20 protein-coding genes, 1 tRNA gene and 1 pseudogene are annotated in these 20,149 nt (G+C 66.9%); 9 read left to right on the top strand and 13 right to left on the bottom strand.

Going from position 1 to position 20,149, the window contains the following annotated elements; translation table 11 throughout:
• Positions 1 to 14: 14 nt before the first annotated feature.
• The 5 genes from ACWEFB_RS06010 to ACWEFB_RS05990 form a co-directional block, all read right to left on the bottom strand.
• Positions 15 to 389 carry a bleomycin resistance protein gene (locus ACWEFB_RS06010; protein ID WP_452282657.1) on the bottom strand — a complete coding sequence of 125 codons (375 nt, stop codon included), beginning with the start codon at positions 387 to 389 and terminating at the stop codon, positions 15 to 17.
• Positions 390 to 477: 88 nt separating this feature from the next.
• Positions 478 to 666, bottom strand: coding sequence for a hypothetical protein (locus ACWEFB_RS06005; protein ID WP_452282655.1), 189 nt, complete (start codon positions 664 to 666; stop codon positions 478 to 480).
• A 76-nt stretch (positions 667 to 742) separates the two neighbouring features.
• Positions 743 to 946 carry a hypothetical protein gene (locus ACWEFB_RS06000; protein ID WP_452282653.1) on the bottom strand — a complete coding sequence of 68 codons (204 nt, stop codon included), beginning with the start codon at positions 944 to 946 and terminating at the stop codon, positions 743 to 745.
• Positions 943 to 1,230 (bottom strand): hypothetical protein, encoded by a 288-nt coding sequence (locus ACWEFB_RS05995; RefSeq protein WP_452282651.1) that lies wholly within the window; start codon positions 1,228 to 1,230, stop codon positions 943 to 945. Before ACWEFB_RS05995 ends, ACWEFB_RS06000 begins: the two co-directional genes overlap by 4 nt.
• Positions 1,231 to 1,653: 423 nt before the next feature.
• Positions 1,654 to 1,863, bottom strand: coding sequence for a hypothetical protein (locus tag ACWEFB_RS05990; protein ID WP_452282649.1), 210 nt, complete (start codon positions 1,861 to 1,863; stop codon positions 1,654 to 1,656).
• 505 nt (positions 1,864 to 2,368) lie between these two features.
• Between ACWEFB_RS05990 and ACWEFB_RS05985 the strand changes: the two genes are divergently transcribed.
• The 5 genes and pseudogenes from ACWEFB_RS05985 (at position 2,369) to ACWEFB_RS05965 (ending at position 5,609) form a co-directional block, all read left to right on the top strand.
• Positions 2,369 to 3,433 (top strand): helix-turn-helix domain-containing protein, encoded by a 1,065-nt coding sequence (locus tag ACWEFB_RS05985; RefSeq protein WP_452282647.1) that lies wholly within the window; start codon positions 2,369 to 2,371, stop codon positions 3,431 to 3,433.
• 34 nt (positions 3,434 to 3,467) lie between these two features.
• The gene (locus tag ACWEFB_RS05980; protein WP_452282645.1) at positions 3,468 to 4,016 is read left to right on the top strand and encodes a UTRA domain-containing protein; all 549 of its coding nucleotides are present in this window, start codon (positions 3,468 to 3,470) and stop codon (positions 4,014 to 4,016) included.
• Positions 4,017 to 4,037: 21 nt separating this feature from the next.
• Positions 4,038 to 4,175 (top strand): annotated as a pseudogene (locus ACWEFB_RS05975) (winged helix-turn-helix domain-containing protein); the annotation flags it as partial.
• Positions 4,176 to 4,193: 18 nt separating this feature from the next.
• Complete coding sequence (locus ACWEFB_RS05970; protein WP_452282643.1) at positions 4,194 to 4,598, top strand: UTRA domain-containing protein; 405 nt, start codon at positions 4,194 to 4,196, stop codon at positions 4,596 to 4,598.
• Between the two features lie 465 nt (positions 4,599 to 5,063).
• Positions 5,064 to 5,609 (top strand): hypothetical protein, encoded by a 546-nt coding sequence (locus tag ACWEFB_RS05965; RefSeq protein ID WP_452282641.1) that lies wholly within the window; start codon positions 5,064 to 5,066, stop codon positions 5,607 to 5,609.
• Positions 5,610 to 6,276: 667 nt separating this feature from the next.
• On the opposite strand, the gene ACWEFB_RS05960 is transcribed toward ACWEFB_RS05965, so the two are convergent.
• The 6 genes from ACWEFB_RS05960 to ACWEFB_RS05935 form a co-directional block, all read right to left on the bottom strand.
• Positions 6,277 to 6,768, bottom strand: coding sequence for a hypothetical protein (locus ACWEFB_RS05960; protein WP_452282639.1), 492 nt, complete (start codon positions 6,766 to 6,768; stop codon positions 6,277 to 6,279).
• A 1,563-nt stretch (positions 6,769 to 8,331) separates the two neighbouring features.
• A tRNA-Val gene (locus ACWEFB_RS05955) sits at positions 8,332 to 8,403 on the bottom strand.
• A 151-nt stretch (positions 8,404 to 8,554) separates the two neighbouring features.
• On the bottom strand, positions 8,555 to 9,019 hold the full coding sequence (locus ACWEFB_RS05950) for a peroxiredoxin (protein ID WP_452282637.1): 465 nt from the start codon (positions 9,017 to 9,019) through the stop codon (positions 8,555 to 8,557).
• Positions 9,020 to 9,110: 91 nt separating this feature from the next.
• On the bottom strand, positions 9,111 to 9,548 hold the full coding sequence (locus ACWEFB_RS05945) for a DUF3052 domain-containing protein (protein ID WP_326556520.1): 438 nt from the start codon (positions 9,546 to 9,548) through the stop codon (positions 9,111 to 9,113).
• Positions 9,549 to 9,659: 111 nt separating this feature from the next.
• Positions 9,660 to 11,924 (bottom strand): transketolase C-terminal domain-containing protein, encoded by a 2,265-nt coding sequence (locus ACWEFB_RS05940; RefSeq protein WP_452282791.1) that lies wholly within the window; start codon positions 11,922 to 11,924, stop codon positions 9,660 to 9,662.
• 202 nt (positions 11,925 to 12,126) lie between these two features.
• Positions 12,127 to 12,603 (bottom strand): MarR family winged helix-turn-helix transcriptional regulator, encoded by a 477-nt coding sequence (locus ACWEFB_RS05935; protein WP_452282635.1) that lies wholly within the window; start codon positions 12,601 to 12,603, stop codon positions 12,127 to 12,129.
• Between the two features lie 259 nt (positions 12,604 to 12,862).
• On the opposite strand from ACWEFB_RS05935, the gene ACWEFB_RS05930 reads away from it, so the two are divergent.
• Together ACWEFB_RS05930 and ACWEFB_RS05925 are read left to right on the top strand one after the other, a co-directional pair.
• The gene (locus ACWEFB_RS05930) at positions 12,863 to 13,351 is read left to right on the top strand and encodes a GbsR/MarR family transcriptional regulator (protein ID WP_452282633.1); all 489 of its coding nucleotides are present in this window, start codon (positions 12,863 to 12,865) and stop codon (positions 13,349 to 13,351) included.
• A gap of 243 nt (positions 13,352 to 13,594) precedes the next feature.
• Complete coding sequence (locus tag ACWEFB_RS05925; protein ID WP_452282631.1) at positions 13,595 to 15,244, top strand: alkaline phosphatase D family protein; 1,650 nt, start codon at positions 13,595 to 13,597, stop codon at positions 15,242 to 15,244.
• A 143-nt stretch (positions 15,245 to 15,387) separates the two neighbouring features.
• On the opposite strand, the gene ACWEFB_RS05920 is transcribed toward ACWEFB_RS05925, so the two are convergent.
• A complete protein-coding gene (locus ACWEFB_RS05920) occupies positions 15,388 to 15,792 on the bottom strand; it encodes a YjbQ family protein (protein WP_452282629.1) in 405 nt (134 codons plus the stop codon).
• 221 nt (positions 15,793 to 16,013) lie between these two features.
• Between ACWEFB_RS05920 and aceE the strand changes: the two genes are divergently transcribed.
• Positions 16,014 to 18,770 (top strand): pyruvate dehydrogenase (acetyl-transferring), homodimeric type, encoded by a 2,757-nt coding sequence (gene aceE / locus ACWEFB_RS05915; protein ID WP_452282627.1) that lies wholly within the window; start codon positions 16,014 to 16,016, stop codon positions 18,768 to 18,770.
• A 130-nt stretch (positions 18,771 to 18,900) separates the two neighbouring features.
• Positions 18,901 to 19,581, top strand: coding sequence for a CGNR zinc finger domain-containing protein (locus ACWEFB_RS05910; protein ID WP_452282625.1), 681 nt, complete (start codon positions 18,901 to 18,903; stop codon positions 19,579 to 19,581).
• Between the two features lie 51 nt (positions 19,582 to 19,632).
• Here the strand turns inward: ACWEFB_RS05910 and ACWEFB_RS05905 are convergent, their stop codons facing one another.
• A complete protein-coding gene (locus ACWEFB_RS05905; RefSeq protein WP_326556511.1) occupies positions 19,633 to 20,076 on the bottom strand; it encodes an SRPBCC family protein in 444 nt (147 codons plus the stop codon).
• Between the last annotated feature and the right edge of the window lie 73 nt (positions 20,077 to 20,149).

The following is a 20,149-nucleotide window of genomic DNA, read 5'->3' as shown; positions in this document are numbered from 1 at the left end:
GGAGGCAGGGAAAGCTACCGTCCCGGAAGCGGGGAGCCGACCCGGTGCAGGGTTCCGTCCGGGTCGACAAAGGCGAACTCCCGCAGGCCGTACGGGGTGTCGCGCGGTTCGACCAGGCGCCCCTCCACACCCGACCCGGCCCATTCGGTGTGCAGGGCGTCGGCGTCGGAGACGTAGAGGTACACCGTTGATGCCGTACGGAGGGGATCGTGTTCGGCCCACTCCGTCAGGTGCAGCGACACGTTGCCGCGCTCGACGAACCCGTACCGCTCGCCGCCCTCGTAGGGGTGGGCGGTGAAGCCCAGCCGCCGGTAACGATCGAGCGCCGCGTCCAGGTCGAGCACGGGCACCACGGGGGCAACGTCCTCGAACGTGATCTCCTCGGCCATCCGCCCCTCCCCCGTCACAAACGTGCTGGTAAGAACCGTACAACTCCGAACCGCCCCCGCCGAGTCCCGCCCAGCGTGGCAAAGCAGGCTATTCCGAAGAGGCAGGGCCGGCGGCCCGTACGGCGGTTGCCCAGTTCAGTTGGGGGCACCCTTCCGGTGTGCACTGCCGGCAGGTGCCGGGGTGCCAGGAGTTGCCGCCGGCCTGGTGCTGCTGCCAGGTCAGGTCGGCCGACGCTCGGATGGCGTCGGCGTTGACCGGTTCCGGGTGGTGACTCATCAAACGGTGACTCCGTCGTGTCCGGTGCGCGTACGCGATGCACGCGCAAGCAGGGCAAACTCTGATACTGGGACCGCTAGATCAGGTGTACGCGGTCGTGGGTACCGTCCGGCTGGACGATCGTGAAATGTCCTTCGGGCGCCAGGTCGGCCATCAGCGACGCCAACCGCAACGCGAAGTTGACCGCGTCGGTCCAGTTGGCGTGCACCTCGCCGAGCCTGGTCAGTGCCGCCTCGGCCGCCGGGGTCAGGTTGACGGTCACCTTGATCAGCCCGCTCATCGCGTACGCCTTGCCGGAACCCAGCCGATGAAACGCTCGTACAGCGCACGTGGGTCGGGTGGCGGTCCGAGGGCCGGGTCGATCGTGTTCAGGTCGTTGAGCGCTTCGACGAACTGGGAGGCGAGGAAGAGGGTCAAACTGATCGTCTTGCCGCGGTAGCCGCTCGTCAGGTCGAGTCGCGCATCCGCGCACGGCCAAGGGTAGGCGTCAATCCGGCAGATCCACAGCGGCCGGAGCGGCAGATGCAGCCCGCTGGACGAGGTCCCCCCGGTCGGCGTCACCATTCGACCGGTCCGACGATGGGCGGGGGCGTCCCCGGCCGATACCCCGTCAACGTCCAAAGGTGTACCACCGTCGGCTGCTCGTCCCCGTAGGGCTGAGCCGGGGAAACTTCGCTCATCGGCGGTCACCGCCTGGGCGGCGTACCCGATAACCGATCTGCTGGCCGTAGGTGAGCAACGGCCCGGAGTGCATGGTCGGCGCCGCCGCCCACCCCGGAGGCGGCACCGCGCTGCGCCCGGACGCGGCCGGCAGCGGCACACTCCGCCGCACCGCCCACGGCCAGAGGCGACACCACCAGCGGCGGAACCTTCCCGTCGGGCGGGTCCGGGCAGGCTGTGCGGCACGAGGCCCGTCGGCGCGATGCCGCGGCCGAAGCAGCGCCACGTCCGACTCGGCGTGATTCCGACGTACGCCGTAAAGCCCGCTCACGACCGGTCCTCCTGTTCGGCGGCCAGCATCTCCGGATCAGCCAGACGGCTGTGCGCACCCCGAAGCCGCCCACAGTCACCCGGCTCGATGCAGTAGTCACACAACCTGCCGCCCTCGTGCGCGGCGACAACGTTGCGCGCCTGCTGCATCAGCGCAGGCCAGAGCGACCGGCTGTAGGTGAGGCGGATCGGACTCGACTCACTCATACCGACCGCCAGTGCGACCCACGGTTCTCCGGCCACCTCACCCGGGCCTGGGTGCGCGTCGAGTCGGCCGGCTCGTCACCGCGTACGGGCAGCGCCTCGGCACCATCCGGGACAGCCGCCCTCAGGTAACCACCGGACCGACCCCCGTACTGGGTTGCCGGCCCCACCCGATCAACGGCACCACTTGAGGTAGCGGCTCGGGACCACTTCAAAGAATTGAACGAACCTCTTCGAATGGTTCGCGGCTGCGACGGAGAGTCACCATCCGACCATGATCGAAAATATCGCCACCAGCGGCGGGTGAAGCGCATCCGGGCACCTCCTCAGCGTTGGGGAGCGGGCCGATATCGGGGAAGATTGATGTCAGCCTGCTCGCGTCCCGCTCGCCTCATCCGGGTCCATGACGGACGGTCCAGAGCGGTCGGGCTACGCTCAGTTTTGTGAGCGCAGCATCACGCTCGGAAGGCAATCGATGCTTTCAGGACCTTTCAAGAAGGGGCACCCGGTGAGCGATCTCGGCGCCCAGCTACGGCAAGCTCGAACCGAGGCCGGCGTCACGTTGGCCTACATCGCGGCCCGCTCCTGCTACTCGGCAACGCACCTGAGCAACGTCGAGGCAGGACGCCGGACCGCGACGGACGATGTCGTGCTCGCCTACGCGCGACCGTTGGGAGACGCGGACGTGAATCGAAGGCAGGTGCTCGCGGCAGGCTTGGTCGGCCCCGTCGCGGCCAGTGAGCTGATCCGAACCGGCTTCAGCGCCGCGCTCGTCGGACGAGGCGCCGAGGAAGACTGGCGGGAGCGAGTCGCCCAGTACGGCCGCGACTACATGGAGATCGGCGCCGACGCCCTTCAAAGCCGGCTCGCCGGCGACCTGGTGGTCATGCAACAGCACCTCGACACCCCCGTGATGTGGGCGAACGCGGCACGGGCGCTCGCCGTCTACGGCAAGACCACGAAGGATCCACGCGAGGCAATCAGGTGGTACGACCTCGCCGCAACAGCCGCCGACCGCTCCGAAGATCTTGGCGTACGGGTATGGGTCCGGGGCCGAGCCGCAATCGCCCTCGCGTACGAAGGTGCCGTACTGCCCGTCGCCAAGCGCTACTCGGACGAGGCGATCGGACTGTCTGACGCGCCCTCGCTCGGGCGCCTCAACGCACTGATGGCGCGGGCACACGTCGCGGCCGGACGAGGCGACCTGACCGGGGCGGTTTCCTCGGACGAGGACGCGAAGCGGGTATTCGACCGGGTCGCGTCCGACGAGCTGGTGTCGGACTTCGCAGTGCCGGCGTGGCGTATGGCCACCTTCCGTTCGATGCTCTACGCCCGGCTCGGGATCGTCGGTCCGGGCGCCGAAGCGCAGGACGAAGCCGATCGACTGCGGCCAGCGGCTCTGACCCGCTTCGCGACGCATATCGAGCTGCACAGAGGTCTGATGATGGCCAAGGCTGGCGACAAGGCCGGAGGCATCACGCACGCACGGCGGGCCTGGGCAGCGCTGCCAGCAGATCGGCGCTCACAGACCCTGGGCCTCGTGCTCCAGGAGGTCGAACGAGCGGGTCGGTGACAAGCAGCTACTCGCATATCCGAAGGTGGATCCGATGACCACCCCGCCGCGCTGGACCAGCACGTCCGACCCTTACGTCACGCCGGGAGCCGGCGACGCGTGGGCCAACGAGGCTGCCGCTCGTGGCCGTACCGGCACCCAACAACTCCTGGGCGTCGAGACACTAACCCCCGAAGCGCCCATCCGCACCGCCCTCAACCTTGGCGAGGAGGATCAAGCCGTGGTCCGGCGCCGGCTGATCCAGGAGGACGACCAACCCGTGGAGCTGGCCGACTCCTACTACCCGTTCTGGCTGGCCAGCGGCACCCGGCTCGCCGAGAACTGGAAGATCCGGGGCGGCGCAATCGCCGTGCTCGCACAGCTCGGGCACACGGCGGCCACCGTCACCGAAAACATCACCGCCCGCCAACCGACCGAGGCGGAACGGACACTGCTCGGTGTCGACGCCGACGAACCCCTGATCGTGATGAGACGACTGAGCCGAAACACCGACGGCACACCGGTCGAGTACGTCGTGACCCGCACTGTCTCTCGTCTGTCCCCCGGCTTCACCTACCAGATGCAGGTATCCCTCGATGACTGAGCCCTTGGGCGACTTCGGAAGCGGATCATCTCCGGCGAACTCAGCCCAGGCGACAAGCTGCCGACCGAGACCCAGCTCCAAGACCAGTACGGCGTCTCCCGCAACACCGTCCGCCTCGCGACCGCCCTCCTGCTCAACGAAGGTCTGGTCGAATCCGTCCCAGGTCGAGCCGGCGGCATGGTCATCCGCGAACGAGTCACCCTGACCTACCACGCCAGCCGCGCCGAGATGCCGCACGGACTGTGGGCCGAGTCGGACGCCTGGTTCGGTGAAGTCCGCGCTCAAGGCCACGAGCCGACGCAAGACTTCGAGCTACGGATCGAGGCCGTCTCCGCCGCGATCGCCGAACGGCTCGGTGTCGAGGCTGACTCCACAGTCGCCGTACGCCGCTGCATCCGCCGGCTCAACGGCCAGCCGTCATCCGTGCAATCAAGCTACTACCCGATGGATCTCTGCGAGAGCGTGCCGGAAACGCTGTCACCTCGCGACATCCCCCATGGCACGACGCGGCTACTCGCCGAGCGCGGCTATCAGCAGCTCGGAGCCGAAGACGAACTGGTCGCAAGCCATGCCCACGCCTGACGAGGTCAGCATGCTTCGACTCAACCGGGCACGCCGGTCCTGCACTACATCCGAACCGGCTTCACCGCCGACCGGCCGGTCCGCGTCTCGGTGACGACGTTCGCGGTCGACCGCAACCGAGCCCGTGGCTACCGCCGCATCGAGCACGGCTCTGACACGGAACGTTGTTCCTGGCATGTCAGATAAGCGACAGGCTTGGGTTGCACGGCACTAGATGCGATAGAAGATGGGACCGCAACCAATCGAGCAGAGGGCGAAGAGTTGGACATAACGGATGTACTCAATCTCTTTAGTGCTGCGGTTTCGACTGTTCTCGCCATTGTCGCTCTATGGCTCTCCATCGTTTTCTACAGGCTTAGTAACGGCGAGGCTCAACGTTCCCAACGAAGTGCAGAGGAGATCTCGGCGAGCGTTAAGCGACTGGAGGCCCTCTTTGGCACGATGTACTCTGATACCTTTACGATCATGAAAGACACCGTTACAGACATGCGGGCGCATGTTTGGCGGGCACAAGTTCCGTCCTCGATTCTTGAGAAAACAGAAGGCTCACAGGATGGGCAACCCACCGAGGAATTCGGCGCCGTAAAAGAGGCCATCCTCAAGGAAATAGACGCGATCTCGAACCGCATCGGAGTGACCGAGACTCAAATCAGCACACTTCGATCGGAGATAGCCCCCACAGTCGATCGGGCCCTGACCAATTCGAAGCTCAGTGGAGCATGGGAGGCGGAGACTATCAACCTACGCCGATCGATCATCAATATTGTGCGCAACGGACCCCTGGCCTTCCGGCGCTTGCGGCTCAGCCACTATTTCAACAAAATCAGCATCACGGCGCTCGTCGGACAATTAATCTTTCTCAGGGTGCGAGGTCTCATAACTTGGGACGGCCCACTGCAAGAAATTTCTGACGATGCAGTGATCGATTACACGGGCCCGCAAGTCCTGACTCAGGACGATCTAGTAGGAGACACCACTTTCCAGGTAACCAGTGTTAATAGGACCGAATAATCATCACCCGAGAGATCGTTGGCCCGCACTCAAGGCAGGCCGAGCCAGACCAACGACCCCTTCGATCTGAACAATCATCACTGACCGATAGCTGGGCAGACAGTAGCGTTGGCGCCCGCCAGGGTCTTCCAGCGTCCATCGCCGCCCGTCCTTATTCCTGGCCGTCGTCACCCAGTTGGTCACCCAACACCCTTATCCGTGTTCTAGGCGACGCCACCGTCCGGCATCATCGTCAGCGTTGACGAGCGAGAAGCTTGCGAAGGTAGGCGATGATCTCAAGCCGGCTGGATCGGTCTACGACGGGCCACGATGGACGAGCACACCTCGGCCATCGTCACCGCGAACATCAACGCCCCGTCTACCGAGCGGAGCAGAGCTGACGTTGCTCGGCATCGGCGCCGACGAACCGCGGCTCGCGATGAGGCGGGTGAGCCCGAAACGGGAACAGCGCAGCGGTAAAGTATGTGACCCGCACTGTCGCTCATTTCTCCCTTGCTTCACCTGCCATATACAGGCACTCGTCAACAACTGGTCCCTCCGGCGACCAGATTCACGATCGACAACAGCAGATCGCGGCAGACCTATACGCCTCATCCTGTCCGAAGACGCGAGCAGGGTGAGATCTGCCAAACGCACCCAGCATTTCCCACCCTGCTCCACGTAATGCCTAGTAGAACTGCGACATCCTGCCAGCAGCGCTCTCCATTCGCGAAACTACGCCTGGCAATACATCAGCCGCGAGGCCAAGCGCCCTTGCACTTCTCTCAAAGCTAGCCGCACCGAACACTTCGGCCGAGAGTGCAAGGACTCGAGCCGTCCTCGCGTCGATACCTCCCTCCGATGTAGACATCGCGGCGATGATCCGTTTGAGCTCCGCCACTGTCTCTGCGGTTGCTGTGCCGGTTTCTTCAAGCCTCTTTGTGACTGCCTCAAGTCGTTCCAGAGGTGGGGTCGCAATCTCGGTGAGCAATTTCAGCAGCGCATCGGTGTCGAGTACGGTCAACCGGTCCAGAACAGACTTGTCCCCACCCTCGTGATCGATTTTCCACTTTTTTAACATCGCCGCTGGGTAGCGTCGCTCGTCCCCGTCGACCTCCTCGTGATGCCCTAAGCAGAGCAGCAGCAGGTTAGAGAAGGAGTCACGCTGCTCGGCGGGCATGTCAGGCCGGTAGCGTGCCGCCCCAGGTTTGACTCCGTAAACGTGAGAAACCTGCGCATTCTTTTGGTACGTGCCCGGTCGAACCTCAAAAACTACCGGCATCACGCAGCCAGGTGCGTAGCACCGACCGTTACTCACCGCCCACAGCGCCGCCAGCATCGCTGGAGGAAGGCTCTTTCGTTCGCCAGCGCCCTTGGCGCGAGGCTGAGGTGTCGTTGTCACTGTCACAGATTGCCAAGTGGGCATGACAGGAAGTCACCGCAGACCAGGGGCTGTCCTGAACCCGACAGTCAGCAGCTAGATACGTGAATCGCATTGTCATACGCTGAGACGGCTATACCACCCCCTTAGGCGACACTCCAGGACACATACGTGCAGTGGCCTCGAATGCGACTACATGACCGCCAGCCATGTCGGTAGCGGCCGTTGTCGTGGTACTCCTATCCAATCAACTCGCGGGTATGGACGACGACCCGGAATCGTGACACACCCCCGTCATCCCGTTATCCCGGTTGATGTTACGCCGCTTGAATCAGCCCACGATCGGCCGCGTGATGATCGAATTGCCGAAAGAGCCCGGTACCCCTCCACGACCGCATCGCTGGCCATAATACGACTGCTCGCCAGGAGGACTATCGGCGTTCAACCGGGACGCCAAGCCTTAATCTACCGAGTCACAATCTTTTCAGCTTTCCCGAGGTGCCCATGGCAACGAACGCACTAACCGGCGAGTCCTTCAATCTTGTGACACTAATCATGTCAAGTATCGGCATTCTTGTTGCGGTTATTGCCATTGGGTACAGCCGCGCAGCGCTCTTCCCAGGAAAACGAGAACTACGCGTCCAATGGGTGACCCCAGCACCCCTCATAGCGGGACCCTCGTCGCAGCGAGTCTCGCTTCTGGTCGAGCTAGATAACAAGGTTCTAATATCTCCATTTTTAACGCACGTCGAATTTCACGTCTCCGGTAGGCACGACATCAGGTCCAGCGACTTTGACCGGGGCGCTCCATTCGCTCTAGATTTTGGAACGACTACTACCCTTACCGCGACGGCACAACTAGATCCATTCGTGCGCATATTAGCACACGAAGATAGGATTCTCATCGAACCTTCGTTATTGAAGCGGGGGACACGATTGAGTTTCAGCGTGATCACAGAGGGAGCACCACCCAAAATCACTCCAACTGATCAACTCGCAGACACGAAAGTAACTACTTCGGAACGACAGAGCAATGAGGTAGTTTGGAAAAAAGAACACCGGAGATTGCTTCTCGCCTCTGTTGCCCTTGCCATTGCCACTCTCACCGTATCCATAGTGAGCATGCGAACTTCGGCCTCATTCAGCGAGTCCACGGAGCAGTGGTCTGAACTTGTCAACACGCTAAGGGATGCATGCTTTCCTGAACCTTGAGTAGACGGAAACGCCCGATCCAGTTTGAGCTGGGACCCATAGAATGGGATTCGAAGCAGCACCTGCGGCAGGTTCAGAGCTTCAGACCGCCGTATGACCAAGATTTCGACAGCGCGATCGATCGATCGGTCGGGACCCTCCCTGACGGGGTGGGCGCGGCAGGTTTCGAACCTGCGACCCCTCGCTTGTAAGGCGAGTGCTCTCCCACTGAGCTACGCGCCCGGAACGCTCGTACGTGCAGCGTCCGGCGGCGGCAAGCTTACCCTGCCGCGTGGTTCCGGGTCACCTGAGGCGGCGTACCCCGGGGTTGAGATCTTGGAAGCTCCCCGCATCCCCACGCGGGGAACCTTCCAAGACCACGTCAAGGCCCTGGTCAGGCGGTGGCCGCGGCCAGCGCCTTGCGCCAGCCTGCCTGGTCGCGGGCTTCGCCGGGGGCGTTCATTTCGGCGAAGCGGACCACGCCCGCCCTGTCGATCACGAAGGTGCCCCGGTTGGCGTACCCCTTGACGTCGTTGAAGACGCCGTACGCCCGGGCAACCTCGCCGTGCGGCCAGAAGTCGGCCAGGAGCGGGAACTCGTAGCCCTGCTCGATGGACCAGACCTTGTGGCTGTAGACCGAGTCGACGCTGATCGTCAACAACTGGACGTTGTCGTTGACGTACTCGCCGAGGTTGTCGCGTGCCTCGGACAGCTCGCCCTGGCAGGTGCCGGAGAAGGCCAGCGGGTAGAAGACCAGCAGTACGGTCCGCCGTCCCCGGAAGTCCGAGAGGCGTACCTCCTGGTTGTTCTGGTCCTTCAGCACGAAGTCGGGCGCCTCGGCACCAACCTCGATCGGCATGGATCGGCTCCTGTCGCGAATGGCACGCGGATCAACCGAGCACCGGTCTCCCCCGACCGGCACCCCGCCTTCTCCGCACTGGGTGGTGACGCTACTTCTTCACTTTGGCTCCCCGGCGCAGGACCAGACGGGCCCCGCTCCAGTCCTTGCCGGCGTTGATCGTGGAGGTCTGCTGGAGACCGGCGGTTGGTGCCGACTCACTCACCTCACTGGGCTCGACGTGGCCGTCACGTCCAGCCTTGGGCGTCAACAGCCACACCACGCCGTTGTCGGCCAGTGGGCCGAGGGCATCCACGAGAAGCTCGAAGAGGTCGCCGTCGCCGTCCCGGTACCAGACCAGTACGGCGTCCACCACCTCGTCGGTGTCCTCGTCGACCAGCTCTCCGCAGCGGTCGGTCAGGGCGTCACGGAGTTCCTGGTCGACATCCTCGTCGTAACCCATCTCCATGACGACCATGCCCGGCTCGATGCCGAACCGGTCCGCCAGGCTCCGTACTCCGTCGGCGGCCTGACCAGCGGTCGCGCTCACTGTCGCGTGCCTCCTCATCTCAGCTACAACCCGGCACCAGTCGGTGCCGGTAGGGCAGAGTCCACACAGTTGTTCGGCTCGGCGCAAGTGGCGCACCGAGTGGATGCGAATTTACCGTGCCAGCAGCGTACGGGCACCCTGGGTAATGGCATCTTCGGACACCAGCACCTCGCGCGCGGCCGGACCTAAGGGTACAAACGAGTCAATTGCCGCAACGCGTCGCACAACACCCACATATCCAGCATCCACCAGGCCGGCGACCACGCCCTCACCGACCCCTCCGGACCGGCGTGTCTCGTCCACGACCAGCACCCGACCAGTGGCGGAAGCCTCCCGGAAGATGTCCGCGACCGGCAACGGGGCCAGCCACCGGAGGTCCACCACCCGCGTCCCGATGCCCTCCTCGGCCAGCCGGGAGGCGGCTCGCAGGGACATGCGTACGCCGTTACCGAAAGTGATGATCGTGATGTCTTCGGCGGACCCCACTCCGTAGACCCTGGCCCGGCCGATCGGCACATGTCCGCTGGCCCAGCCGCCCGGCCCCAGGTAGGGCGCCAACCACTCGTCGTCGCCCTCGGAATAAAGATCACGGGTGTGGTAGAGCGCGATCGGCTCCAGGAACACGCAGACCGTCCCGTCGACCGCGGCACTGGCCAGGCACGAGCGCAGCATCGGCGCGGCGTCGTCGGGCCGCGACGGCACCGCGAGCACAAGACCGGGAACATCCCGGAGTACGGCAACCGAGTTGTCGTTGTGGAAGTGCCCGCCGAACCCCTCCTGGTACGCCAGCCCCGCCACGCGTACCACCATCGGGTTCCGGTAGGCCCCCTTGGAGAAGAACTGCATGGTGGCGGCCTCGCCGCGCAACTGGTCCTCGGCGTTGTGCAGGTACGCCAAGTACTGGATCTCCGGCACTGGCAGCATCCCGCCCAGCCCGGCACCGAGCCCCAGCCCGAGCACGCTCGTCTCGTCCAGGAGCGTGTCGAAGACCCTGGAGGCGCCGAACCGGTCCCGCAGCCCCTTCGTCACCCCGTACACCCCGCCCTTGGCGGCGACGTCCTCGCCGAAGACGGTCATCCCCGGGTAGTCGAGCATCCCGTCGGCCAGGGCGGCGTTGATGGTCTGGGCCAGGGTCAGCGGTCCCGCCGCCTCGGGTAGCCGGTCACCGAACGCGGCAGCCCGTGCGGCGGCCCCCGGTCCCGCCCCCCAGGTCCCCGCCTCGGCGACCGTACGGGAGACGCGTACGGGGCGGCGTGGGGCGAGCGGGGCGACGATGTCGGCGGCGGTGGTCAGCTTGGCCTCGCCGAGGACCTCCTCGGCCACCTTGCGGACCTGCCAGCCGACCGCGTCGTACCGCGCGATCACCTGCTCCGGGGTGGCGAGCCCCGCCTCCACGATCAGCTTGGCGGTGCCGATCAGCGGGTCCCGTCCGAGGTCCCGCTGCAACTCGCTCGCCGGCCGGTACGCCACCTCGGCGTCCGCCCCGGCGTGTCCCATCAGCCGCACCGTGGACAGGTGCAGGACGGCGGGGCGCCGGTGCCGGCGTACCCATGCCGCCGCCTCGCTCGCCACGTCGTACGCCTGGGCCAGGTCGCAGCCGTCGGCGGAGAAGTAGCGGATGCCGGGCTTCGCGGACAGTGCGGCGGCCACCCAGCCGTCCGGTGAGCGGACGCTGATGCCGAGCCCGTTGTCCTCGCACACGAAAAGTACGGGAATGCGCAGGCCGGTGTGGTCGCACCAGCCCGCCGTGTTGAACGCGGCCGTGGCGCTGGCGTGGTTGACCGAGGCGTCCCCGAACGAGCAGACCACTATCGCGTCCGCCGGCCAGGCCGCTCGTGCCTCGGCAGCGGCCGTACGGGCGTCGGTGAGCCGGCTCGGGTTGCCGCCCCGGTGCCGGGCGGCGGGGCTGGCCGCGCCCCGGCGCAGGCGTTCGACGGCGAACCCGACCCCGACCGCCCTGGGCAGGTGGGAGGCGATGGTGGAGGTGGTCGGGATGATGTCGAGCGCGGCGTTGCCGAAGACCTTGTGCCGGCCACCGGCGATCGGCTCCTCGACCGAGGCGACGATCCCGCGCAGCACGTCGCGAGCGGCGTTCGCGATCGGATCACCGAAAACCCTGCTCGACGCCTCGTCCGACCCGTCACCGTCACCCGCCGACGCCGGTACGGCGGCAGCCTGGGCCATCCTCGCCGCGTAGAAGGCACCGGAGCGGTAGTGCAGCAGGGCAGGATCGGTGGCGCGTACGGCGGCGGCCACCGCGGCGTTGCCCTCGTGGCCGGCGGAACCGATCGTGTAGAAGCCCTCACCGAAGCTGCGCAGCCAGCGCGCGGCGAGGTCGAGGTGCCGGCTGGTGAGCTGGGCGTCGAACAGCTCCATGGCACGTACGCCGGTGAGCGTGGCGCCGTCGCGGACCGGCCCGTCGGCCGAGCGTACCGGGGTGGGTACGACCAGACCGCCGACCGCCTCCCGGAACCGATCGTCGAGATCTTGAGGGGTGGTCACGTCGGACAGCATTACCGACTTCTGCCACCACTGACCACTCAGACACGGTCGCCGCGCTGCGGATGTGGCGCGCCGATCAGCCCAGTGCGGGTTCTTCCGGACAGCCGCCGTCGGAAACCTTCCACATCAGGGTGCGCAGCGTGGCCAACTCGTCGGCGGTGAGCCCGGCCAGGAGTCGGGAGTCCGACATGATCCGCCCGACCCGCTCGCGTACGTCCCGGCCCTCGTCGGTGACGACCAGGGTGCGCAGCCGACGGTCGGCCGGGTCGACCTGGCGGCGTACGAGTCCGAGGCGTTCCAGTTTGTCCACCAGCATGGTGATGTTCGACGGGTCGCAGTCGAGCCGCTCGGCGAGGTCGCGGGCGGGCAGGGGGCGGTCCGGGTCGAGTTCGTGCAGGGCGTTCGCGACCGCCGGGGTCAGCCCGAGTTCGGCCAGGTCGAGGTCCATGAAGTGCCGCATCGCCCCGGACACGTGCATGATCCGGCGCACCACCTCACCGGCCACCCCACCGTCACCGGCGGGGGCCGCGTTTGGGTCGCCGATCTGCGCCATGGGCAGGACGGTACCCGCGCATAGACCACCTACCGCGCTCTTATCGCCAAGGTCACGTCCATGATCGTTGCGCGCTGAGCTGTTCTCCGAGCCGCCGATCCGACAGGTGAGCGCGCAACGATCATGAGCAGGCCGGGCGGGGTGTGTCGGAGTCTTCGGTGGGTGCGACTTCCGGCGGGCGCGGGTGGGGCGGGGGCTGGACGGGTCGCCGTACGGTTAGTTTGCAAGTCTTTGAACATTGGGAACAAGCGAGGGATCCGTGGTCGAGTTCTCCCCCGAACGTCGTTACGTCGAGGACGCCGGCGTCGTGCTGACCGGCCTGGGCCTGCCACCCGCGTACGGCAAGGTCCTCGGTTGGCTCCTGATCTGCGACCCGGCTTACGCGACCGCCACCGAGATCGCCGAGATGACCGGGCTGTCCAAGGGCTCGGTCAGCACCGGGATCCGGATGTTGGAGAGCACCGGCCTGGTCCGGAAGGTGGCCAACCCGGGTCGGCGCGGCATCGCCTGGGAGCTCATGCCCGACGGGTTCACCCGGGTCGCCGAATCCGAACGGTTCCGTCTCTTCCGTCACCTGATGGACCGGGGCATCGAACTGCTCGGCGGCGAACAGTCACCTCTCACCGACCGGCTCGTCTACACCCGTGACCTCTACGCCTTCGTCGAACGGGAGCTACCCGGCTTCATCGAACGGTTCAAGACCGAACACGCCCGGAAGATGGCGCGACCGGAGGCGGAGGACCGCTGACCGCGCGTCGAACACCATTGCCGAAAACACCGTTGGCCGAGACAGTCCCGATTCCCCCGTCGATCTTGCAGTTGTGGTGCCTCGTATGTCCGCGAATGCGGCCTATGTGGACCACCACAACTGCAAGATCGACGGGAGTCTTCGCCTGGTGTTCGGCTGGGGGTAAGGCAGGGGCGGTGGGGGGTGAACGGGAGATCGAGAGGGTTTGGGGGTCCTTGGTTTCCGGATCCTGGGGAGAAATCCGTGTCTGTTTCTCGACGTACTCTGCTGCTCAGCGGGGCGGCGGTCGGTGCCGCTGGTGCCGTGGGTGGGTTGCCTGCGGCTGCCGGTGCGACGCCGGCCCGGCCGCTGCGGGAGGACCCGTTCACGCTCGGGGTGGCCTCCGGTGACCCCGACCACGAGGGCTTCGTCCTCTGGACCCGGCTCGCCCCGCAGCCGCTGGCCGAGGACGGTCTCGGTGGCATGCCGGCCCGCACCGTGCCGGTTCGCTGGGAACTCGCCGCCGACGAGCGGTTCCGCCGGGTCGTACGCACCGGCACCGCGCTCGCCCGCCCGCAATCGGCACACAGTGTCCACGTCGAACTCGACGGGCTCCAGGCCGGACGCGAGTACTTCTACCGGTTCCACGTCGAGCGGTACACCTCACCGGTCGGCCGGACCCGGACCGCGCCCCCGCCGTGGAGCGTCGGTGGGGCCCTGGCGATGGCGTTCGTCTCCTGCTCCCAGTACGAGCACGGGTACTTCACCGCGTACAAGCGGCTGGCCGAGGCCGACCCGGACCTGATCCTGCACCTCGGCGACTACCAGTACGAGTACGCCCCGGACACGTACAACATCCCCGGCGGGAACCCGCGCGACCACGAGGGTCCGGAGACCCGCACCCTGGCCAACTACCGGCAGCGGCACGCCCAGTACAAGACCGACGCCGACCTCCAGGCCGCTCACCTGGTGGCGCCGTGGCTGGTGGTCTTCGACGACCACGAGGTGGAGAACAACTGGGCCGACGACGTACCCGAGGCGCCCGACCCGGAGTTCCCGGCCCGGCGGGCGGCGGCGTTCCAGGCGTACTACGAGAACATGCCGCTGCGGCGTACGTCGATCCCGCGCGGCATCGACATGCAGCTCTACCGGCGGGTGCAGTGGGGCCGGCTGGCCACGTTCCACATGCTCGACACCCGGCAGTACCGGGACGACCAGGGCTGCGGCGACGGTTACAAGGACTGCCCGGCGGCGGTCGACCCGGCCCGTTCGATCACCGGCGCCGCCCAGGAGCGGTGGCTGATCGACGGGTTCCGCCGCTCGTCGGCCCGCTGGGACATCCTCGGCCAGCAGGTCTTCTTCGCCCAGCGGGACAACAACGCCGGCCCGGCGACGGTGACCAGCATGGATTCCTGGGACGGGTACGTCGCCTCCCGTGACCGGATCACCCGGGGCTGGCTCGGCGCGGGCGTACGCAACCCGGTGGTGCTCACCGGCGACGTGCACGCCCACTGGGCCAGTGACCTCAAGCTCGACTACGCCGACCCGACCTCGCGTACGGTCGGCACCGAACTGGTCTGCTCCTCGATCACCTCGGGCGGGGACGGCGCCGACTCGGTCCCGTCGGAGCACCCGTTCCTCGGGATCAACCCGCACCTGCGGTTCTACAACAACCAGCGGGGCTTCGTCCTCACGAAGATCACCAACGAGCACCTGAAGGCCGACTTCGAGGTCCTGCCGTACGTCAGCACCCCGGACGCCCCCGCGTACACCCGCGCCTCGTTCGTGATCGAGGACCGCGTCCCCGGCCTCCACCAAACCTACGACCGCCCCCTCGACCCCGCCCCGGCCGCCACCCAGCGCCAGTCCCCCGCAACCCCCGACACCACCGCCCAGGAAACCACCCGCCCCTGACCCCAAGATCCGCACTCTTGTAGAAAAGGAGTGGTTATCCGAGGGTGGATAGCCACTCTTTCTCTACAAGAGGCGCCCCCCGGAGGGGGGTTCTTCGGGGGTGCGGAGTTTTGGGGGGTGCGGGGGGAGTGCGGGGCGGGGCGTCAGGCGGGGAGGAAGGAGAAGCGGACCTGGCGGGTGGGGTTGTCGCCGTTCGGGTCGACCAGGCAGATCGACTGCCAGGTGCCCAGCGCCAACTGGCCGGCGAGCACCGGCACCGTCGCGTACGGGGGCACGAAGGCGGGCAAAACGTGGTCGCGGCCGTGGCCGGGCGAGCCGTGCCGGTGCCGCCACCGGTCGTCGGTCGGCAGCAGGTCGTCCAGGGCGCTGAGCAGGTCGTCGTCGGACCCGGAGCCGGTCTCGATGACCGCCAGTCCGGCGGTCGCGTGCGGCACGAAGACGTGCAGGAGGCCGTCGCCCTGACCGTCGACGAACCGCTGCGCTTCCCGGGTGATGTCCCGGACCACGGGACGGGAGCCGGTCCGGACAGTGATGACTTCGGTGTGCATGAGGCACAGTCTGCCCGAGTGGTCGGGAAGGGTCCGTTCCTCCCGCAAACCGGGCGTCAGCTTTCGCCACCGTCGGTTAGCTGACAAACATGTTGCCGCCAAGTTACTGGAGGGTACATGTGTCGAGTGTCGCGTCTGCGGCCACTAGGCGTGACGGAACCGGGCATGAGGGGGCAGGATGGCGCCAGAGACTAATCCCACACACAACCGAGGGAACGCCTGTGGCCACGGAACGCAAGCGCCCGGTAATCAGCGACGGCCTGCCGAGCCAGCTTCCGGACATCGACCCTGAAGAAACCAGCGAATGGGTCGAGTCGCTTGACGGAGTGATCGACGAGCGCGGTGCCAAACGCGCCCGCTACGTCATGCTCCGTCTGCTGGAGCGCGCGAGAGAGCGCCAGGTCGGGGTACCGCCGCTGACCACCACCGACTACATCAACACCATCCCCCCGGAGCGCGAGCCCTGGTTCCCCGGCGACGAGCACGTCGAGCGCCGGATCCGGGCGTACATCCGGTGGAACGCGGCGATGCTCGTGCACCGCGCGCAGCGCCCGGAGATCGGCGTCGGCGGACACATCTCGACGTACGCCAGCTCCGCTTCGCTTTACGAGGTGGGCTTCAACCACTTCTTCCGGGGCAAGAACCACCCGGGTGGCGGCGACCACATCTTCTACCAGGGCCACGGCTCCCCCGGTATGTACGCGCGCGCGTACCTGGAAGGGCGGCTGTCCGAGCACCAGCTCGACGGGTTCCGGCAGGAGCTGTCGCATCCGGGTGGCGGCCTGCCGTCGTACCCGCACCCGCGGCTGATGCCCGACTTCTGGGAGTTCCCCACCGTCTCCATGGGCCTCGGCGGGATGAACGCCATCTACCAGGCCCGGTTCAACCGGTACCTGCACAACCGTGGCATCAAGGACACCTCCCAGCAGCACGTGTGGGCGTTCCTCGGTGACGGCGAGATGGACGAGCCGGAGTCGCTGGGCGCGATCGGCGTGGCTGCCCGCGAGGAACTCGACAACCTCACCTTCGTGATCAACTGCAACCTCCAGCGGCTGGACGGCCCGGTACGCGGTAACGGCAAGGTCATGCAGGAGCTGGAGTCGTTCTTCCGGGGCGCCGGCTGGAACGTGATCAAGGTCGTCTGGGGCCGGGAGTGGGACCCGCTGCTCGCCGCGGACACCGACGGCGCGCTGGTCAACCTGATGAACACCACTCCGGACGGTGACTACCAGACGTACAAGGCCGAGTCCGGCGCGTACGTCCGGGAGCACTTCTTCGGTCGGGACCAGCGCACCCGCAAGCTCGTCGAGCACATGAGCGACGACGAGATCTGGAACCTCAAGCGGGGCGGGCACGACTACCGCAAGCTGTACGCGGCGTACAAGGCGGCCACCGAGCACACCGGCCAGCCGACCGTGATCCTCGCGAAGACCATCAAGGGCTGGACGCTCGGTTCGCACTTCGAGGGCCGCAACGCCACGCACCAGATGAAGAAGCTGACCCTGGACGACCTGAAGTCGTTCCGTGACCGCCTCTACCTGGACATCCCGGACAGCGCGCTGGAGAGCAACCCGTACCTGCCGCCGTACTACCACCCGGGTGAGAAGTCCGAGGAGCTGGCGTACCTGCGCGAGCGCCGGCAGCAGCTCGGCGGTTACCTGCCGTCGCGCCGGACCGAGGGCAAGAAGCTGGCCATCCCCGGCCCGGAGCGGTTCGCCGACGTCAAGCGCGGCTCGGGCAAGCAGAAGATCGCCACCACGATGGCCTTCGTCCGCCTGCTCAAGGACGTGATGAAGGACCGCGAGTTCGGCAAGCGGTGGGTGCCGATCATCCCGGACGAGGCCCGTACGTTTGGTATGGACTCCCTCTTCCCGACCCAGAAGATCTACTCCCCGCACGGGCAGAAGTACACCTCGGTCGACCGGGAGCTGTTCCTGTCGTACAAGGAGTCGACCACCGGGCAGATCCTGCACGAGGGGATCAACGAGGCCGGTTCGGTCGCCTCGTTCACCGCCGCCGGGTCGTCGTACGCCACCCACGACGAGCCGATGATCCCGCTGTACATCTTCTATTCGATGTTCGGCTTCCAGCGCACCGGTGATGCGTTCTGGGCGGCTGCCGACCAGATGGCGCGCGGTTTCGTCCTCGGTGCCACCGCGGGGCGGACCACGCTCAACGGTGAGGGCCTCCAGCACGAGGACGGGCACTCGCACCTGATCGCCGCGACCAACCCGGCCGTCGTCGCGTACGACCCGGCGTTCGCGTTCGAGATGGCGCACATCCTGGAGAACGGCCTGCACCGGATGTACGGCGAGGATCCGGAGAACATCTTCTACTACCTCACCGTCTACAACGAGCCGATCCTCCAGCCGGCCGAGCCCGCCGACGTCGACGTGGAGGGGCTGCTCAAGGGCATCTACCGCTACGCGCCGGCACCGTCGGTCTCGAACTCGGCCGGCGGCGAGACGCCGCGGGCCAACCTGCTGGCCTCGGGTACGGGCATCCAGTGGGCCCTGAAGGCACAGCAGTTGCTGGCCCAGGACTGGGGTGTGGCCGCCGACGTCTGGTCGGTCACCTCCTGGACCGAGCTGCGCCGGGACGCGGTGCAGGCCGAGGAGTACAACCTGCTCCACCCGGGCACCGAGCCGAAGGTGCCGTACATCGCCCAGAAGCTCGCCGACGCGCCCGGCCCGGTCGTCGCGGTCAGCGACTGGATGCGGGCGGTGCCGGACCTGATCGCACGCTGGGTTCCGGGCGACTACACCTCGCTCGGCACCGACGGGTTCGGTCTGTCCGACACCCGGCACGCCCTGCGCCGGCACTTCCACGTGGACGCCGAGTCGATCACCGTGGCGACGCTGCGGCAGCTCGCGCTCCGCGGTGTAGTACCGGCTTCGGTACCGGCCGAGGCGGCCCAGAAGTACGCGATCAACGACATCTCGGCGGCTCCGGTCGGCGAGACCGGCGGCGACTCCTGATCGGATAGTCCCCGGGTACGTCTCCACGCGGGCCCGTCCGCTGGCTGGATCCCCCAGCCCAGCCGGACGGGCCCGTGCCGTTTCTCCCCTCGCCTGGAACGGCCATCCGGTAACCGCCTATGGTGGTTACATGGCCGGCGTCATCACCCTGCACCACCCGGACGGGCAGGTCTTCGACTTCGACGCCGGAACGCTCTGCCTGGAGTTGGTCTGCACCACCGGCGGCGAGGGGTTCCGGGCCAGGTTCGAGGTGCTGCACAGCCCGGCCGACATCGTCACCTGGGCCGCGCTCAGCCGGCTCGACCCGGCCGCGCACGGGGTGGACCCGTCCGAGGTCGACGCCGGTCCCGAGGACCTGGCCGACCTGAGGCGACTCCGCGAGGCGATCTGGTCGGTCGCGTTCGCCGTGGCCACGACGAGCGCCGACGGCACATCGGGCGAGGGGCCGACCGGTGACGCGCTGGCCGTGGGCGGCGGGCGGTTCGGGGCGTTCGGGGCGGAGTTGGCGGTGATCAACGAGTTGGCGGGCGGGCGTGGGCTGGTGCCGAGGTGGGATCCGGTGACCGGGACGGCCGGTTGGCAGCGGCCGGTCAGCGCCGGTCAGTTCGTCACCGAGATCGCCCGCGACGCGGTACGGATCTTCGGCACCGCCGCCATCGACCGGGTACGCAGGTGCGCCGGGGACAACTGTGCCCTGCTCTACCTGGACACGTCCCGCCCCGGCCGGCGGCGCTGGTGTTCGATGCAGCGGTGCGGCAACCGGCACAAGGTCGCCGGCCACCGCCGCCGGCAGCAGACCGTCATTCCGTAACGGGTCGGCGCGACACGAGCACCACACCGAAAAGACGGGCCGTCGAGAGGATCAGCTCACGGTGGCGAGGCCGGTGAGGCGTTCCAGTGAGCCTTCCAGGTTCGCGCCGACGCGTCGCATGCCCCAGCGCAGCAGGGCGCCCCGGATCGGGCCGGCGGGCCACCGGACCATGATCAGCCGGACCGCGGTGGCGTCGTCCCCGTCGGGGGCGAGTTCCACGTAGACCTCGGTACGGGCCTCGGCGCGGGCGCCGGACCCCTCGATCCGCTCGCGCCAGGCGATCAGCGTGGGCGCCTGGTAGGCGATCACCTCGGCGTCCACCGCCGGGCCACGGATGACCCGAACACGTTGCCGCCGGCCGAAACCCTCACCCGAGAGGACCTCGGCCTGGCGTACTCCAGCGAGCCAGGCCGGCAGCCGCTCGGCGCGCTGGACCACGTCCCATACCGCGTCGATGTTCGCTGCCACCCGCACGCTGCGTTCAATGAGCATCATCTCTAGCTGCCTCCATTGAGGACATCGTACGAACATTCGGAGCTTATGCGCATATTGGCACCAAACCGGACGC

Source organism: Micromonospora sp. NPDC004704, from assembly GCF_053601675.1.
The sequence above is the reverse complement of the archived record's forward strand: the minus strand, read 5'-3'. Positions and strand labels throughout refer to the sequence as shown.

Bases quoted from the DNA above. Each gene is read 5' to 3' on its own strand.
- ACWEFB_RS06010 (WP_452282657.1), bottom strand. From the start codon at position 389: ATGGCCGAGGAGATCACGTTCGAGGACGTTGCCCCCGTGGTGCCCGTG.
- ACWEFB_RS06005 (WP_452282655.1), bottom strand. From the start codon at position 666: ATGAGTCACCACCCGGAACCGGTCAACGCCGACGCCATCCGAGCGTCG.
- ACWEFB_RS06000 (WP_452282653.1), bottom strand. From the start codon at position 946: ATGAGCGGGCTGATCAAGGTGACCGTCAACCTGACCCCGGCGGCCGAG.
- ACWEFB_RS05995 (WP_452282651.1), bottom strand. From the start codon at position 1,230: ATGGTGACGCCGACCGGGGGGACCTCGTCCAGCGGGCTGCATCTGCCG.
- ACWEFB_RS05990 (WP_452282649.1), bottom strand. From the start codon at position 1,863: ATGAGTGAGTCGAGTCCGATCCGCCTCACCTACAGCCGGTCGCTCTGG.
- ACWEFB_RS05980 (WP_452282645.1), top strand. From the start codon at position 3,468: ATGACCACCCCGCCGCGCTGGACCAGCACGTCCGACCCTTACGTCACG.
- ACWEFB_RS05970 (WP_452282643.1), top strand. From the start codon at position 4,194: ATGGTCATCCGCGAACGAGTCACCCTGACCTACCACGCCAGCCGCGCC.
- ACWEFB_RS05965 (WP_452282641.1), top strand. From the start codon at position 5,064: ATGAAAGACACCGTTACAGACATGCGGGCGCATGTTTGGCGGGCACAA.
- ACWEFB_RS05960 (WP_452282639.1), bottom strand. From the start codon at position 6,768: ATGCCCGCCGAGCAGCGTGACTCCTTCTCTAACCTGCTGCTGCTCTGC.
- ACWEFB_RS05950 (WP_452282637.1), bottom strand. From the start codon at position 9,019: ATGCCGATCGAGGTTGGTGCCGAGGCGCCCGACTTCGTGCTGAAGGAC.
- ACWEFB_RS05940 (WP_452282791.1), bottom strand. From the start codon at position 11,924: ATGGAGCTGTTCGACGCCCAGCTCACCAGCCGGCACCTCGACCTCGCC.
- ACWEFB_RS05935 (WP_452282635.1), bottom strand. From the start codon at position 12,603: ATGGCGCAGATCGGCGACCCAAACGCGGCCCCCGCCGGTGACGGTGGG.
- ACWEFB_RS05920 (WP_452282629.1), bottom strand. From the start codon at position 15,792: ATGCACACCGAAGTCATCACTGTCCGGACCGGCTCCCGTCCCGTGGTC.
- ACWEFB_RS05910 (WP_452282625.1), top strand. From the start codon at position 18,901: ATGGCCGGCGTCATCACCCTGCACCACCCGGACGGGCAGGTCTTCGAC.
- ACWEFB_RS05905 (WP_326556511.1), bottom strand. From the start codon at position 20,076: ATGATGCTCATTGAACGCAGCGTGCGGGTGGCAGCGAACATCGACGCG.